The 16013-nt window shown below is 62.8% G+C and carries 17 protein-coding genes; 6 read left to right on the plus strand and 11 right to left on the minus strand.

The features are described from left to right. Positions 1–16: 16 nt before the first annotated feature. Positions 17–913 (plus strand): branched-chain amino acid ABC transporter permease, encoded by an 897-nt coding sequence (locus C5J22_RS04110; protein WP_105437312.1) that lies wholly within the window; start codon positions 17–19, stop codon positions 911–913. Here the strand turns inward: C5J22_RS04110 and C5J22_RS04115 are convergent, their stop codons facing one another. From C5J22_RS04115 to uvrC, 4 genes are all read right to left on the minus strand, one after another. Beyond that, a complete protein-coding gene (locus C5J22_RS04115) occupies positions 914–1372 on the minus strand; it encodes a molybdenum cofactor biosynthesis protein MoaE (protein WP_105437313.1) in 459 nt (152 codons plus the stop codon). A 70-nt stretch (positions 1373–1442) separates the two neighbouring features. Then, on the minus strand, positions 1443–1700 hold the full coding sequence (gene moaD, locus C5J22_RS04120; protein WP_105421356.1) for a molybdopterin converting factor subunit 1: 258 nt from the start codon (positions 1698–1700) through the stop codon (positions 1443–1445). Next, a complete protein-coding gene (gene pgsA / locus C5J22_RS04125; RefSeq protein ID WP_046605600.1) occupies positions 1697–2284 on the minus strand; it encodes a CDP-diacylglycerol--glycerol-3-phosphate 3-phosphatidyltransferase in 588 nt (195 codons plus the stop codon). The genes moaD and pgsA overlap by 4 nt, the downstream gene beginning before the upstream one ends. Before the next feature lie 97 nt (positions 2285–2381). Then, a complete protein-coding gene (gene uvrC, locus C5J22_RS04130) occupies positions 2382–4421 on the minus strand; it encodes an excinuclease ABC subunit UvrC (protein WP_172746523.1) in 2040 nt (679 codons plus the stop codon). 682 nt (positions 4422–5103) lie between these two features. On the opposite strand from uvrC, the gene C5J22_RS04135 reads away from it, so the two are divergent. Then, positions 5104–5739 (plus strand): outer membrane protein, encoded by a 636-nt coding sequence (locus C5J22_RS04135; protein WP_046667843.1) that lies wholly within the window; start codon positions 5104–5106, stop codon positions 5737–5739. A 58-nt stretch (positions 5740–5797) separates the two neighbouring features. Here the strand turns inward: C5J22_RS04135 and C5J22_RS04140 are convergent, their stop codons facing one another. From C5J22_RS04140 to C5J22_RS04150, 3 genes are read right to left on the minus strand one after another with little or no spacing between them, the layout of a single operon-like run. Beyond that, the gene (locus C5J22_RS04140) at positions 5798–6394 is read right to left on the minus strand and encodes a glutathione S-transferase (protein ID WP_105437637.1); all 597 of its coding nucleotides are present in this window, start codon (positions 6392–6394) and stop codon (positions 5798–5800) included. 23 nt (positions 6395–6417) lie between these two features. After that, the gene (locus tag C5J22_RS04145) at positions 6418–7083 is read right to left on the minus strand and encodes a ribonuclease (RefSeq protein ID WP_105437638.1); all 666 of its coding nucleotides are present in this window, start codon (positions 7081–7083) and stop codon (positions 6418–6420) included. Between the two features lie 50 nt (positions 7084–7133). Then, entirely contained in the window at positions 7134–8012 is an 879-nt protein-coding gene (locus C5J22_RS04150) for a 23S rRNA (adenine(2030)-N(6))-methyltransferase RlmJ (RefSeq protein WP_105437314.1), read from the minus strand. A gap of 83 nt (positions 8013–8095) precedes the next feature. On the opposite strand from C5J22_RS04150, the gene C5J22_RS04155 reads away from it, so the two are divergent. From C5J22_RS04155 to C5J22_RS04165, 3 genes are all read left to right on the plus strand, one after another. Further along, complete coding sequence (locus C5J22_RS04155; protein WP_105437315.1) at positions 8096–10249, plus strand: molybdopterin-dependent oxidoreductase; 2154 nt, start codon at positions 8096–8098, stop codon at positions 10247–10249. Next, positions 10246–10839: an NUDIX domain-containing protein gene (locus C5J22_RS04160; protein WP_105437316.1), complete on the plus strand. Its 594-nt coding sequence runs from the start codon at positions 10246–10248 to the stop codon at positions 10837–10839. The genes C5J22_RS04155 and C5J22_RS04160 overlap by 4 nt, the downstream gene beginning before the upstream one ends. 174 nt (positions 10840–11013) lie before the next feature. Continuing rightward, entirely contained in the window at positions 11014–12183 is a 1170-nt protein-coding gene (locus C5J22_RS04165; RefSeq protein WP_105437317.1) for an alpha-D-ribose 1-methylphosphonate 5-triphosphate diphosphatase, read from the plus strand. Positions 12184–12185: 2 nt separating this feature from the next. Here C5J22_RS04165 and C5J22_RS04170 read toward each other — a convergent pair whose 3' ends face one another. From C5J22_RS04170 to purM, 4 genes are read right to left on the minus strand one after another with little or no spacing between them, the layout of a single operon-like run. After that, positions 12186–12590 (minus strand): type II toxin-antitoxin system VapC family toxin, encoded by a 405-nt coding sequence (locus tag C5J22_RS04170; protein ID WP_172746524.1) that lies wholly within the window; start codon positions 12588–12590, stop codon positions 12186–12188. Then, on the minus strand, positions 12590–12829 hold the full coding sequence (locus C5J22_RS04175) for a type II toxin-antitoxin system Phd/YefM family antitoxin (protein WP_105437319.1): 240 nt from the start codon (positions 12827–12829) through the stop codon (positions 12590–12592). The genes C5J22_RS04170 and C5J22_RS04175 overlap by 1 nt, the downstream gene beginning before the upstream one ends. A 55-nt stretch (positions 12830–12884) precedes the next feature. After that, positions 12885–13565, minus strand: a complete 681-nt coding sequence (purN, locus tag C5J22_RS04180) for a phosphoribosylglycinamide formyltransferase (protein WP_105437320.1) — start codon at positions 13563–13565, stop codon at positions 12885–12887. Then, a complete protein-coding gene (gene purM / locus C5J22_RS04185; protein ID WP_105437321.1) occupies positions 13562–14635 on the minus strand; it encodes a phosphoribosylformylglycinamidine cyclo-ligase in 1074 nt (357 codons plus the stop codon). The genes purN and purM overlap by 4 nt, the downstream gene beginning before the upstream one ends. Positions 14636–14813: 178 nt before the next feature. Here purM and C5J22_RS04190 point away from each other — a divergent pair, with 178 nt between their 5' ends. Beyond that, the gene (locus tag C5J22_RS04190; RefSeq protein WP_105437322.1) at positions 14814–16010 is read left to right on the plus strand and encodes an AI-2E family transporter; all 1197 of its coding nucleotides are present in this window, start codon (positions 14814–14816) and stop codon (positions 16008–16010) included. Positions 16011–16013: the final 3 nt, after the last annotated feature.

The raw sequence follows: 16013 nt of genomic DNA on the forward strand, positions 1-16013 counted from the left end.
CGCTACCGGAGTGTCCATGGCCTATCTTTTGCAGCAACTGGCGAACGCGGTTCCGCTGGCGGCGCTCTACGCGACGCTCGCCTTCGGATATGCGATCGCCTTCGCCGTGACGCGAAGGGCCGACATCACCTATGGTGCGATCTTCGCCTTTTCCGGACACCTCTACCTGCTCTCCGCCCATTTCGGCTGGAACCGGCTCTGGCTGATCCTGCCGGCCGCATTGGGACTGGGCGCCGCGGCCGGGATCGCCGGCGGCATAGGGGTGGGGGTAACGATCGGGCAGGTGGTCATGCGCCCGCTTGCAAAGATCTCGCCGAATGCAGTGATAGTCGCCTCGCTCGGCGCGCTGATGGTGCTGATGGAAGGCGCCCGGATCGCCGCCGATACCCGCGAACTCTGGCTGCCGCCGTTCCTCAATGACGCGGTCGTCTTCTGGCACGCAGACGGCTTTCCGGTGACCCTGACGCTGATCCAACTTGCCAACGTTGCCGTCATGCTGGGGATCATCGGGGCGGGTTATCTGGTGCTGGCGCGCACCCATTGGGGCCGCGTGTGGCGGGCGGTCTCGGACGATCCGCTGGCGGCTGAGCTCTCCGGCACCAATTCCGCGCGGGTTTTCGTCACGGCCTACGCGGCGGCGGCATTCTACGCCGCCATCTGCGGCGTGCTCGCGACCTCCCACTACGGCACGATGGATTTTGGCGCCGGCCTGCTGTTCGGCCTGAAGGTTGTGCTGATCGCCGCGGCCGGCGGTCATTCCAATCCCCTGCGTGCCGCCGCGGGCGCGGCCGTCATCGGCTTTGCCGAAACGCTCTGGAGCGGCTACGGCCCGATCGTCTGGCGCGACCTGGTGATCGTCGCCTTGCTGGTCATGGTCTTGGTGATGAGCCGGCGGGAACGGGTGGTGCCGTAATCACCGCCACTTGTCGCGGGCAGTGTCGTCCGCGTCCTTGGCAGCGATCCAGTCGCCTTGGGCGCCGTCGGCGGCATGTTCCTTCTTCCAGAAGGGCGCTGAGGTCTTCAAAAAGTCCATAACGAAATTGGCGCCGTCGAAGGCCGCCTGCCGGTGGGGGGCGGTGGCGATGACCAGCACGATGTTCTCGCCGGGCATGATCTTGCCGAAGCGGTGGACGGCGGTGAGGCCGAGCAGCGAAAAACGCTCGATCGCCAGTTCGCCGATGCGAAACATTTCAGCCTCCGCCATGCCCGGATAGTGTTCGAGCTCCAGCGCTGACAATGCACCCTGTTCGTCGCGGCAGAGGCCGGTGAAGGTGACGACGGCGCCGATATTCTTGCGGCCGGCGGTGAGGGCGGCAATTTCGGCCTGCAGGTCGAAGTCGGCGGATTGGACGCGGATGGTGGGAGCGGTCATGGGCAACCTCTCCCTCTCCCCGCCGGGGAGGAATGGGTTGTTCCGCAACTGGCGCCGGCCCCAGCCATTATCACCCTCCGGTCATCGGCGGAAAGATGCCGATCTCGCGCGCGCCGGCGATCGGTTCGTCGTGTTCGGCATGTTCCTGGTTGATGGCGACGCGGATGACGTCGGGGAACTGCAGCGCGTTCTCGTATTCCTCGCCGAGCGTCGTCAGATGCGCGAGCAGATCGTTGACTGTGACGACGTCTGCCGGCAGGTCGAGATCCTCCTCGGATTTGCCGATCCGTTCGCGCACCCAGGCGAAATAGACGAGTTTGACGGTCATTCTTCGTCCACCAGATGTTTGACCCCGGCCTTGAAGTAATCATAGCCCGAGTAGAAGGTCAGGATCGCGGCGAGCCAGAGAAGCACGATGCCCATCTGGGTCGTATAGGGCAAGATTTTGTCGCCGGCAGGCCCGGCAAGCAGGAAGGCGATCGACACCATCTGGATCGTCGTCTTCCATTTGGCAATGCGCGTAACCGGCACGGAGACCTTCAGCGCAGCCAGATATTCGCGCAGGCCCGACACCAGGATTTCGCGGCAGAGGATGGTGATTGCCGCCCAGAGCGACCAGCCGGCGATCGTCTGGTCGGCGGCGAGCAACAGCAGCACGGCGGCGACCAGCAGCTTGTCGGCGATCGGATCGAGCATCCGGCCGATATTCGACGTCTGGTTCCAGATGCGGGCGAGATACCCGTCGAGATAGTCGGTGATCGACGCGACGGCGAAAAGCACCAGCGCTGTCCAGCGCGCGACATCCGAGCTTTCAAGCTGCCCCTCGATGAAGAAGCAGCCGACGATGATCGGCACCGCCACGATGCGCGCATAGGTCAAAAGATTGGGAATATTGTATGCGCGCGACGCCATGGAGAGCCTTCCGGATGTTTGCTCCTAGTTGATGCCTCAGGAGGAAGGCGTCAACATGTTCCCGCGGCTTTTTTACAGCCGATTGCGTCGGGCCGATTTAACCTGCCCGGTTCTCGTGAAAGTGATTGTAAATCTGCTTGGCGACGGCCTCCGAAATTCCCTCGACCGCCATGAGGTCGGTGAGGCCGGCGCGCGACACCGCCTTCGCCGTGCCGAAATGCTGCAGGAGCTTACGCTTGCGGCCAGGCCCGATCCCGGAAATCTCGTCGAGCGGGTTCTTGACCATCTCCTTCTTGCGCCGCGCCCGGTGGGAGCCGATCGCGAAACGATGGGCCTCGTCGCGCATGCGCTGGATGAAATAGAGGACCGGATCGCGCGGCGGCAGCGAAAAATCTGACCGCCCGTCGGCGAAGAACCGCTCGCGGCCGGCGTCGCGGTCGACGCCCTTGGCGACACCGATCGCGGTCACCAAGTCGCGGATGCCGAGTTCGTCGAGAATGGCGCGTACCGCGCTCATCTGCCCCTGGCCGCCGTCGATCAGGATCACGTCCGGCCAGGCCGGAAAGGCGGCATCTGCCGCATCCTCGGCGCTGGCAGCCGTCGCGGCGGTGCGGTCGGGAATGCCCTCTTCCTTGAGCAGGCGCGAGAAGCGGCGGGTCATCACCTCGCGCATCATGCCAAAGTCGTCGCCGGGGGTGATGTCGGTCGATTTGATGTTGAACTTGCGGTACTGGCTCTTCACGAAACCTTCCGGCCCGGCGACGACCATGCCGCCGACCGCATTGGTGCCCATGATGTGCGAGTTGTCGTAGATCTCGATCCGGCGCGGCACGAAGGAGAGCCCGAAAGTCTCCGCGAGCCCCTGCAACAGGCGCGCCTGCGACGAGGTTTCGGCAAGCCGGCGGCCATGCGCCTCGCGGGCATTGGCCAGAACGTGGTCGGTCAGGTCCTTTTTTTCGCCCCGCTGCGGCACGGAGATCGTCACCTTGTGGCCGGCTTTTTCGCAGAAGGCCTGGGCGAGCAGATCCTGCTCCTCGACGGTCTCGGACAGCAGGATCTGCTTCGGCACCGGCTTGTCGTCATAGAACTGCGCCAGGAAGGCGTTGAGCACTTCCGGGCCTGAAAGCTGCGGATCGGCCTTCGGGAAATAGGCGCGGTTGCCCCAGTTCTGGCCGGTTCTGAAGAAGAACACCTGGATGCAGGAGAGGCCACCCTCGTTGTAGATGGCGAAGACATCCGCCTCCTCGACGCCGGCCGGGTTGATGCCCTGATGGCTCTGGACGTGGCTGAGCGCTGCCAGGCGGTCGCGATAGACGGCGGCGCGCTCGAAATCCAGGTCCTCGGAAGCTTCCGCCATCTGGCGGGCGATCGCCGACTTGACGTTCTGGCTCTTGCCGGAGAGAAAATCCTTGGCTTCGCCGACCAGCGCCGCATAACCCTCGTCGCTGATCTCGTGGGTACAGGGCCCCGAACAGCGCTTGATCTGAAAGAGCAGACAGGGGCGGGTGCGGGTCTCGAACACGCTGTCGGTGCAGGTGCGCAGAAGGAAGGCGCGCTGCAGCGAGTTGATGGTGCGGCCGACGGCAGCAGCCGAGGCGAAAGGTCCGAAATAATCGCCTTTGCGCGCCCGCGCGCCGCGATGTTTGAAGATCGCCGGAGCCCGATGGTCGCCGGTGATCATGATATAGGGAAACGACTTGTCGTCGCGCAGAAGAACGTTGAAACGCGGCCGCAGGCGCTTGATGAGGTTGGCTTCAAGCAGCAGCGCCTCGGTCTCCGTCCGCGTCGTGACGAATTCCATATGCGTGGTTTCGCGCACCATCTTGGCGATGCGGTTGGAATGGACGCGGCCTTGCGCATAATTGCCGACGCGCTTCTTGAGGCTGCGCGCCTTGCCGACGTAAAGCACATCCTGCGCGTCGTTGAACATCCGGTAGACGCCCGGCGCATTCGGCAGGTGCTTGACGAATTCGGCGATCAGGTCGGCGCCCTTCAGCGCCGTCTCGTTCTTCCAGCCCTCGTTCCAGTCGATCGACGCGGCGGGGCCCTGGCTCGGTTCTGCCACGAGCACATCGTCGTCGTCTTCTTCCGTCTCGTCGTAGAGAACGCCGCCGTCGGGCAGCTTCGTTCCGTTCATTCCATAGTCTCCGCCGGATATCGACATCCGGCCATCACCGATTCGAACCGTGCGCCCATGACATGTGCCGGAGACCGGCAGCTTGTCAAAATATTGCGCTGAAGCGGCCCGATTCCCTGCACGAAGGCCGCTGCCGGAGAAATAGTGTGTCGAGGCAGATTTTGAAAGCGCTGGCAAGAATTCCGCCCCTTGCTCTTGACTAAGGCCCAAATGGGCGTTCCGGCGGTGGAATATTTAAGGCAGAAATCCGGCGGCAGGCGCCACCGGCTCCGGCGGCCCGCCTGCGGAGAGGGGAAATACGTGCGTGTTTCAGCTCAGATTTTTGTTTCTACAAGCGCCCGATCCGGTTTTGCTGCGAATACAAGTCGAACTTGGCGAGTGGCGCCCCCGCCGGTTCGCGCCGGCAGGTGTATTGACTGAGTTGTGCTTTGGATTTAAGAAGTAATTTATAAATGTAAAAATATTTATATTCAAAGTAAGCATTGCTTAAGGTTAATCAAACGTGTGTTGCGATACAGCAACATCAAATTTTGGCCTTCTGTGTGCCACAATCAATTCACATTTCGGCTCTTTCTATTCCTCAATTGACCTCCACATTCCGTTTCAGCGGGCAGGGAACAAATGTGTCGCCAACCATGTTGTCGCGGCGAATTCCCGGCGCAGCAGTAAAAGGAGAAAATGTATGCGTACTCTCATCGCAACTCTGATGGCCTCGGCAGTCAGCTTCATCGCCATCTCTGCGGCCAATGCCGCTGATGCCGTCGAACAAATTCCGCAGGCCCCGGTTGCAACCGAAGAGCCGGCCCCGGCTGCCAGCTGGCAGGGTTTCTATCTCGGTGGTTATGGTCAGTATGACTGGGGTCGCTTCGGTAGCGGCGACCGTGACGGCCAGTTCGGCGGCGGTGCTTATACCGGCTACAACTTCCAGAGCGGTTCGATCGTCTACGGTGTCGAAGCAGACGTCGGTTATAACGGCACGAAGAGCACCACGGATGACGGCTTTGAAGGCAAGGCTGGCTGGAACGGCTCGGTTCGCGGCCGCGTCGGTTACGACCTCAACCCCTTCCTGATCTACGGTACGGCCGGTGTCGCCCTGCAGGACAACGAACTGAGCGACGCGACTTCGTCCGAAAACAAGACCGCCGTCGGTTACACGGTCGGTGCCGGTGCCGAAGCCTTCGTCACCAACAACATCACCGCGCGTGTCGAATACCGTTACACGGATTTCGGTTCGGACAGCTACTCGCTCGATTCCGGTTCGGTTTCGAAGGGCTTCGACGATCACAGCGTCAAGGTCGGTATCGGCGTGAAGTTCTAAGTTCGATAGCCTTAACAGGCTGGGGAAAGCCCGGGCTTCGGCCCGGGCTTTTTTTGTTTCAGGCCGCCGATTTCATGGCGGTATAGGAGGCGAAGCGCTTGGTGAAGACGTCCGGCCAGGAGGCGAGCTCAGGCCGGCCTTCGGCCCATTGCCCGTTGAAGCGCAGATCGAGGTAACCGATCAACGCGGCCAGCGCGAAATGGCCGCCATGCAGCTTCTTGCCGGTTTTCGGCAGGTTGTTCTCCAGGTGATCGAGGCCGCGCACCACCTTGGCCCATTGTTTGTCGATCCACGGCTGGTGGACCTTGTCCTCGTCGCGCGAGCGACGCTCGTAGACGATCGCCAGCAAGCAATCCATCATGCCGTCGCAAAGCGCTTCCAGCACTTCCGCCTCGGTGCGCTTCGCGTCCTTCTTCGGATAGAGCTTGCCGCCCGACTGGCGATCGAGCCAGTGCATGATCGCGATGCTGTCGTAGATCGGCGGCTCGCCGTCACGGATCAGGACCGGGATCTTGCCGAGCGGGTTGTTGCTGACGAGTTCCGGCGGGGCCGCGTTGGTGTCGGTCTTCACTTCAGTGATCCCGATGCCGAGATGGCGCGCCGCCATGCGCACCTTGGCCGAATAGGGCGAGGCCGGGGAATACAGCAGCTTCATGGTCTTGTCCTTCTCAATAAATGTCATCTTGCCGGCGGCAGGGTGATCTGGCTGATCCGGCAGCCGTCACGATCGACTTCAGCGCAATCGCGGAATTGCAGGTCCTTGCTGAGGCAGATGCGCACTTCCTCCAGCTGCCGGCCCTCGCAACTCGTCGAAATGCCGCGCCGGCTCATGCCCGGATTGGCAGCGAGGAACTTCTCTTCGATCTGGTCGGCCGAGAGCGTCACGGCCGAGTCGCCGCGGGACAGGTCGGCGGGCAGTTTGATCCGCGAAAAGGCCTCACGCAGCTTGCCTAAATAATCACGCTGACTGAGCCCCGTGCAGCTTCCGTGCTTGCGCCACTGATGGCCGATCAGCCCCATCGACGGCATGATGTCGAAGAGTGGTTGGCCGAGCGACTGCGGCACGCGGCCCGGTTCCTTCGTTTCGCAGAAATCCGGATAGCCCTTTTCGTATTGCGGCCACAGCCCGTGGACGATGAAACGGAAATCCTTGTCCGTGCTGCATTGCTGGTCGTTCTTGCCGCCGCTCTGCGAAGCGCAGAAGGTCGGCGACCAGGAAAGCGACAGGACGTAGAAATCGAACTGCCCCGCATGATCCTGCCGATTGTCCGATCGGCGCTCCTGGGCGGAGGCAGTGGACGCGAAAAGCGCGAGAAAAAGGAAAGCGATAAATCGGTTGGTCATCGGCCGGCCCCCTGCAATGCGCGGCACCATGGGCGGGAAGCCCCGCCCGGTCAAGACTCCGAATCGACGTCGCTGTCGACGGTCTCGCCGGTCAGCCAGAAGGCGCGCTGCGAGGCGAACCGGTCCTGCGCCAGGATGGTTTTCAAGGTCGGCAGCAGCGCGTGCAGCTCCTCCTTCAGCGTGAAGGGCGGGTTGACGATGATGAGGCCGGAGCCGGACAGCCCGGTCGTCTCGCGGTCGCTTTGAACGGTCAATTCGGCGCAGAGCATCTTCGGGATTTCCAGCGCCTTCAATTCGTCGTGGAAGGCCCTGAGGGGCGCGCCCTTCTTGATCGGATACCAGAGGCAGAAGGTGCCGCCCTGAAACCGGCGCCAGCCGGTCGACAGGCCTTTCACCAGCCGCCTGTATTCGCCTTCCTCCTCGAAAGGCGGATCGACGAGCACGATTCCGCGCTTTTCCTTCGGCGGCAGATGGGCGCCGAGCGCCAGCCAGCCGTCGAGTTCGGTGGCGCGCACCTGGAAATCGCCTTCGAACAGATTGTGCAGGCGATTGAAGTCTTCCGGATGCAGCTCCATCGCCGACAGCCGGTCCTGCGGACGGAACAGCATGCGGGCAAGCTTCGGCGAGCCGGGATAGAGTTTCAGCGCACCGGTCGGGTTCAGTTCCCTGACCGCCGCCAGATAGGGCTCCAGCAGGTCAGCGACCTTTGCCGGCAGTTCCGCTTCCATCAGCCGGCCGATGCCGTCGCGCCATTCGCCGGTCTTCTGCGCCTCGTCCGAGGAAAGGTCGTAAAGCCCGATGCCGGCATGGGTATCCAGCATGCGAAACGCCTTGTCCTTGTTCTGGGCATAGCGGATCAGCCGCGCAAGGATTGCGTGTTTGAGAACATCGGCAAAATTGCCCGCGTGATAGATGTGCCGGTAGTTCATCGTTGCTGGTGTCTCGCTTGAATTAAATTGATGCGCTGCAAATCACGCTTTTTGCGGACGTCAGCTTGCAATATAGAAAAGCCATGAACGTTGCGACCCCGATTACCGCGAAAACCCCAATCGCCCCCGAAAAGTCCGGCCACAATTCCGTCGGACACACCGTCTGTCCGCACGACTGTCCGTCGGCCTGCGCACTGGACATAGATCTCACCGCCGACGGCAGGATCGGCCGCGTGCGCGGTGCTGCCGACAACAGCTATACGGCCGGCGTCATCTGCGCCAAGGTCGCACGATACTCCGAGCGGCTCTACCATCCCGGCCGGCTGATGCACCCGAAGCGCCGCATGGGCGCCAAGGGCGAGGGGAACTGGCAGGAGGTTTCCTGGGAGGCCGCACTCGACGAAATCGCCGACGCTTTCGTCAAGGCCGAGGCGAAACACGGGTCGGAGGCGATCTGGCCCTATTTCTATGCCGGCACGATGGGCCAGGTGCAGCGCGATTCGATCGAGCGCCTGCGCCATGCCAAAAAATACTCCGGCTTCTTCGGCACGATCTGCACCAACATGGCCTGGACAGGTTACGTGATGGGAACCGGCGCTCTGCGCGGTCCCGATCCGCGCGAGATGGCGAAGTCCGATTGCGTGGTGATCTGGGGCACCAACGCCGTCTCCACCCAGGTCAACGTCATGACCCACGCAGTGAAAGCCCGCAAGGAACGCGGCGCCAAGATCGTCGTCATCGACATCTACGACAACCCGACGATGAAACAGGCCGATATGGCGCTGACCGTGCGCCCCGGCACCGATGCGGCGCTTGCCTGCGCCGTCATGCATATCGCCTTTCGCGACGGATATGCCGACCGCGCCTACATGGCGCAATATGCCGACGACCCGGCCGGCCTCGAAGCGCATCTGAAGGCGAAGACGCCGGAATGGGCCTCCGCCATCACCGGCCTGTCGGTCGAAGAGATCGAGACCTTCGCCCGCCTCGTCGGCACGACCCAGAAAACCTTCTTCCGGCTGGGCTACGGTTTTGCCCGCCAGAGGAACGGCACGGTCGCCATGCACGCGGCGCTGTCGATCGCGACCGTGCTCGGCTGCTGGCAATACGAGGGCGGCGGCGCCTTCCACAACAACGGCGAGATCTTTAGGCTCAACAAGTCCGAGCTGATGGGCACGGCCTATGCCGATCCCGATATCCGTCAGCTCGATCAGTCGCAGATCGGCCGGGTGCTGACCGGCGATGCGGAGGCTCTGCGGAACGGCGGGCCGGTGACTGCGCTCTTGATTCAGAACACCAACCCGATGAACGTTGCGCCGGAACAGCGCCTCGTCCGTCAGGGCTTCTTGCGCGACGACCTGTTCGTCGCGGTGCACGAGCAGTTCATGACCGATACGGCCGAAGTCGCCGATATCGTGTTGCCGGCAACGATGTTCGTCGAGCATGACGACCTCTACCGCGCCGGCGGGCAGCAGCATATCCTGCTCGGGCCGAAGCTGGTCGAGCCGCCATCCACGGTGCGCACCAACCTCTTCGTCATCGAGGAACTGGCCAAGCGCCTCGGCGTCGATCATTTTCCCGGTTTCGGCCTCGACGAACGCCAGCATATCGACCGCATCCTGAAGGCCAGCCACTGGGGCACCTACGAGGATCTGGCGCGCGACAAATGGATCGACGCGCAGCCGGACTTCGAAACCGCCCATTACATCAAGGGGTTCGGTTATCCGGACGGCAAATTCCGCTTCAGGCCGGACTGGGCGAACGGCCCGTCGCCGGACAAGCCGCCGAAAAATGTCGGGCCGCTGGGACCGATCGCCGAACTGCCGGTCTTCCCCGACCAGGTCGACGTCATCGAGGTGGCGGACGAGGCGCATCCCTTCCGGCTGGCGACTTCGCCGGCCCGCAGCTTCCTCAACTCCTCCTTCTCCGAGACGAAAAGCTCCTACGAGCGGGAAGGGCGCCCCGAAGTGATGATCGAACCGACCGATGCGGAGCGCCTCGGCATCGTCGACGGCGATATCGTCCGGCTCGGCAACACCCGCGGCGAAATCCGCCTGCATGCAAGGCTCGTGGCCGGTGCAAGGCCGGGCGTGCTGATCGCCGAAGGTCTGTGGCCGAACCGCAAACATCTCGACGGCGAGGGCATCAACGTGCTGACCGGCGCCGATGCCGTGGCGCCCTATGGCGGGGCGGCTTTCCACGACAACAAGGTATGGCTCCGCAAGGACGCAGCATGACCGGGCGGAATGATCGGGTGAAGCTCGTCAGCGAGAAGACGTTGTCGGACGGCTGGACGCGGCTGTCGACCTACGAGCTCGACTACGTCGATCGCAACGGCGAGACGCACCGCCTGCATCGCGAAATCTACCATAAGTCCGAGGCCGCCTGCATCCTTCTCTACGACGCGAAGCGCGACATGGTCGTGCTGGTGAGGCAGTTCCGATTGCCCGCCTACCTCACCGGCAAGCCGGCATGGATGGTTGAAGTGCCGGCCGGGCTGCTCGACGAGGACCACCCGGAAGAGGCGATCCGGCGTGAAGCGATGGAGGAAACCGGCTACCGCCTGCGGGATGTGCGGTTTGTCTTCAAGGCATTCATGTCGCCCGGCGCGATCACCGAACTCGTGCATTTCTTCCACGCGCCAGTCGACCTCTCCGACCGGGTGAACGGTGGCGGCGGTCTTGCCGAGGAGCACGAGGATATCGAGGTTCTCGAACTGCCGCTCGACGAGGCGGTCGCGATGATCGGCAATGGCGAAATCATCGATGCGAAGACGATCATGATGCTGCAATGGGCGGTGATAAACCGGGCGTCATTCACCGTCTGATGTCCGGGCGATGCCGCCGCGCAGGCTTGAACGCCGATCAGCGCATTCGCCTGTTGTTTCAGACGCCGTATGATTGTGACTTGACCTTGTGCCGCGCCGATTTCACATGAATGTCACGAATGGCGGCTAAGCGCTGCCTCTTGATAATCATCCTTATATGGTCAGGAGAAAGCCATGTGGCTCGGCAATTTCACCCTCGTTCTGCCGAACGAGGTGGTGAACTCAGGTTCTGTGCGGGTTGAAGATGGCGTGATCGCCGAGATTCGCCCTGAACCGGTCGCCGGCGCCGTGATCGACGGCGGCGGGCGACTGCTGATGCCGGGCTTTGTCGATCTGCATGGCGACATGATCGAGCGCGAGATCGCGCCGCGGCCGAACGCCCAGATGCCGATCGACTTCGGCATCCATGAACTGGACAAGAAGCTCGCCGCCGCCGGCGTCACCACGGCTTATGCGGCCGTTTCCTTCGCCACCGAAAGCGTCTATGGCCATGTCCGCTCGCTGGAAACGACCTCGGCCGTCATCGAGGGTATCAACCGCCTGCGCGACAACCTGCTGATCGACCACCGCGTTCACGCGCGTTACGAGATCACCAATGTCGGCGCCGCGCCGGCGCTCGAACGGCTGCTGAAAGCCGACGAGATCGACATGGTATCGCTCACCGACCACACGCCGGGCCAGGGCCAGTACAACAACATCGTAGCCTATGTCGCCAGCATCTCCGAACGCCGGGCGATTTCCGAGGAAATGGCAGCCGAGATTGTCCGGAAGCGCATCGCCATGCGCAACAATCCGCAGATCGAGGTGAAGCTGAAGGAGATCGTCTCCCTCGCCCTCGAGCATCGCCTGTCGCTCGCTTCCCACGACGACGACAGCATCGAGAAGGTGGCCGAGATGTACGAGCTCGGCGTCACGATCAGCGAGTTCCCGGTGACGCTGCCGGCCGCCGAAGAGGCGCGCCGACGCGGGCTCTGGACGCTGATGGGCGCGCCGAACGCGCTGCGTGGCAAGTCCATGTCCGGCAATCTGAGTGCTCTCGATGCCGCCAAGGCCGGTCTGCTGACGGTGATTGCCGCCGACTACCATCCGGCCGCTTTCGTGCCGGGCGTCTTCAAGCTGGCGGACGTGGCGCAAGGTGGCCTGCCGGCGGCCGTTGCGATGGCGACCGGCAACGCCGCCCGCTCCGCTGGCCTGACGGATCGCGGCGAGATCGTCATCGGCCAGCGCGCCGATCTGGTGGTGGTGGAAAAGGGCGACGTGCACCGCATCCGAGCCACCTTCCGCGCCGGCCGCTTCGTCTACAGCGACGGCACGCTGCACCCGCTCCGGGCGCTGGCGGCGTAAGACTAGGCCAGCAACGGTACGCCTTCTTCTGCCGCTGCGTCGATCAACTGGCGGTCGAGCGTCGCCAGCGGCAATTTCATCTCGACAGCAAGCGCGAAATAGGCCGCATCGTAAGCGGTTAGCTTGTGGCGTTCTGCAAGGTCGAGGATGAGATCGTCGTCCGGCGACGGGCGTGTCACGATGTTGAGCTGACGCAACAGGCCGATGCCCTCGCGGACTGCCGCGAAATCGATGCGCTTGCGTCTTCGCGCCATCATGAGGACGTTGCGCACCTCGTGCCAGAGAATATCGGGAGCGATGGCGTTCGCGGTTTGCAGCTTCTCGAAGGCCGACGAGACGACTGGCGAATTTTCATCAGGCAGAACCCAGCCGCATACGACTGACGCATCGACGACAAAATCAGCCATCAGCGTCTGCCGATTGCCTTCCATTCGGCGATTTCTTCTTGGGTGATCTTCGGCATCCTCGCCCGAAAGGCGAGAATTTCCTCGATCGCCTTCTTGCGCCGCTCGGCATCACCGGCAGTGACCGGGGCAATTCTTGCCACCGGAACGTCGCCGCGTGCAAGGATGATCTCTTCGCCGGCTTCCACCTTTGCCAGCAGTTCGGCAAGATTGGCGTCGTTGATATTCACCGTGATCGTCATGTCCGGGCTCCCGTAGACCGACGGCAATGATGACCGCAGTTGCGGTTGCGGTCAATTACGGCAGATCGGGCGAGATCAGCCTTGCTTCGTCACCCGCCGAAAGGCCCTCGAAGACCGCTTTTCCGCCCTCCATCCGCACCTTGCCTTCCGCCAGCAGCTTCAGCGCCAGTGGGTAAAGCTTGTGTTCGACGGTCAGCACGCGGCCGGCCAGGGTCTCGGGGGTGTCGTCGGCAAGCACCGGAACGGCGCCCTGGGCGACGATCGGGCCTTCGTCCATGCCTTCGGTGACGAAATGCACGGTGCAGCCGGCGATCTTCACGCCGGCCTCGATGGCGCGTTCATGGGTGTGAAGGCCTGGGAAGAGCGGCAGAAGGGCAGGGTGGATGTTGAGGATGCTGCCTTCGTAGCGGCTGATGAACTCGGCCGAGAAGAGCCGCATGTAGCCGGCGAGGCAGAGGATGTCCGGCTGGACCTCGTCGAGGGACGCAAGGATCGCCGCCTCGTGTTCGGCCTTGCCGGCAAAACCCTTGCGTTCGAAGACGAAGGTTTTGATGCCGCGCGCCTGCGCCTTCTCGATGCCGCCCGCCGAGGGTTTGTCGGAGAAGACTGCGACAATTTCGGCAGGGAAATCCGGCGTGGCGCAGGCATCGGCAAGCGCCAGCATGTTGGAGCCGCCGCCGGAGATGAATACGGCGACGCGCTTTCTGCGCGCCGTTTCAGCCGCGGGTGCGCTCATAGGCCGAGCGTGCCCTGGTAGATCACGCCGGGGCCGCCTTCGGCGCGTTCGGCCATGCGGCCGAGCGGCACGACGATCTCGCCCTCACCGGTCAGGATATCGGCGACCGCCTGGGCGTTCTCGGGCGCGACCACGATGATCATGCCGATACCGCAGTTGAAGGTGCGCAGCATTTCCTTCGGTTCGACGCCGCCGGTTTTGGCGAGCCACGAGAAGACCGGCGGAACGGGAATGGAGTCGAGATCGATTTCGGCCGCAAGGTTTTTCGGCAGCACGCGCGGGATGTTTTCCGGGAAGCCGCCGCCGGTGATGTGGGCGAGCGCCTTCAGGGCGCCGGTCTCGCGGATCGCCTTCAGGAGTGGCTTCACGTAGATGCGGGTCGGCGTCAGAAGCGCCTCACCCAGAGTCATGCCCTCACGGAAGGGAGAGGCTGCGTCCCAGGCGAGGCCCGAAAGCGTCACGATCTTGCGGACCAGCGAAAAGCCGTTCGAATGAACGCCGGAGGAGGTGAGGCCAAGGATGACGTCGCCGGAAGCGATATCGCCGACCGGCAGCAGCTGGCCGCGCTCCGCGGCACCGACTGCAAAACCCGCCAGGTCGTAATCGCCGTCGGAATACATGCCGGGCATTTCGGCGGTCTCGCCGCCGATCAGCGCGCAGCCTGCCTCGCGGCAGCCGGCGGCAATGCCGGAGACGATTGCCGCACCCTGGTCCGGGTCGAGCTTGCCGGTGGCGAAATAGTCGAGGAAGAGCAGCGGCTCGGCGCCCTGGACCACCAGATCGTTGACGCACATGGCGACGAGGTCGATGCCGACCGTATCGTGGAAATCGGCGTCGATGGCAATCTTCAGCTTGGTGCCGACGCCGTCATTGGCGGCGACGAGGATCGGATCGGTAAAGCCCGCGGCCTTCAGATCGAAGAGGCCGCCGAAGCCGCCGATTTCGCCGTCTGCGCCGGGCCGGCGGGTCGAGCGCACTGCCGGCTTGATCTTCTCGACCATGAGGTTGCCCGCGTCGATATCGACGCCGGCATCGCTATAGGTGAGACCGTTCTTGCCCGCCTCGCTCATCGTTCATCTCCAATGATCGTTGTAGCGGCCCGCAATTGCACGACATCGCGCCGGATGCAAGCGTTGGACGCTGTTTTGAAGGCTTTTCACAGGTCTTGCTGCACTGCTTCCAAACCCTTGACCTGGGTTGCGGGCTTCCCTATCCCTTTTTTGCCCGGGCAATTCAGAGGAAGCGGCGATGGCATATCATATCAGCGGCGCGAGCCTGAAGCGCTACATCTTCTTCTGGGTCGGCGTTCTCATCGTCTTCGTGGTGTTTTTGTGGTTCTTCCGTTCGATCCTGCTGCCTTTCGTGGCCGGCATGGCGCTCGCCTACTTCCTCGATCCGGTGGCCGACTGGCTGGAAAGACGGGGCTTGAGCCGGCTGATGGCGACGGTGGTGATCCTCGTCTGTTTCGTGCTGGTCTTCGCGCTGTCGCTGATGCTGGTGATCCCGATCATCATCAACCAGTTCACCGAGTTCGCCGCCGCCCTGCCGGGCTATATTTCCCAGTTGCAGCAGATCATATCGAGTCCGGAAAGCTCGTTCCTGCCACATTGGATCAGCGCCCAGATCGAGACGGTCAAGCAGAATTTCTCCGAAGTGCTGAGCCAGGGTGCCGGTTTCGTCGGCTCGCTGCTCGCCCAGATCTGGAATTCCGGCAAGGCGATCATCGACGTCGTGTCGCTCTTGATCGTCACGCCCGTCGTCGCTTTCTATATCCTGCTCGACTGGGACCGGATGGTCGCCAAGGTGGATAGCTGGGTGCCGCGCGACCAGGTGGCGACGGTGCGCGAGATCGCCCGGGAGATGGATGAATCGGTCGCCGGTTTCATTCGCGGCCAGGGCTCGCTCTGCCTCATCCTCGGCATCTTCTACGCGGTCGGCCTGTCGGTTGTCGGGCTCAATTTCGGGCTTCTGATTGGCTTCGTCGCCGGCATGATCAGCTTCATTCCCTATATAGGTTCGCTGATCGGCCTGGTTCTCTCGGTCGGCGTGGCGCTGGTGCAGTTCTGGCCGGACTATCCGTGGATCCTCGCCGTCGCCGGCGTTTTCTTCGTCGGCCAGTTCATCGAGGGCAACATCCTGCAGCCGAAGCTGGTCGGCGAAAGCGTCGGCCTGCATCCGGTCTGGCTGATGTTCGCCCTGTTTGCCTTCGGCGCCATATTCGGCTTCGTCGGCTTGCTGATCGCGGTGCCGGCCGCCGCGGTGGTCGGCGTGCTTGTCCGTTTCGTGCTGTCGCGGTATCTTGACAGCGACATCTATTTCGGGCGAGCGGCGGAACTCCCCTGGGAAGAGGCCGAGCGGTCGCATGTGCTGGAACATGCCGAAAACGGCGCAGAGATAACCGCCCCGAATGACCCTCACACGAATGACTCTCAGAAGAGCATTTGAAAG

It is taken from the genome of Neorhizobium sp. T25_13 (assembly GCF_002968675.1).
Classification (GTDB): Bacteria; Pseudomonadota; Alphaproteobacteria; order Rhizobiales; family Rhizobiaceae; genus Neorhizobium; species Neorhizobium tomejilense.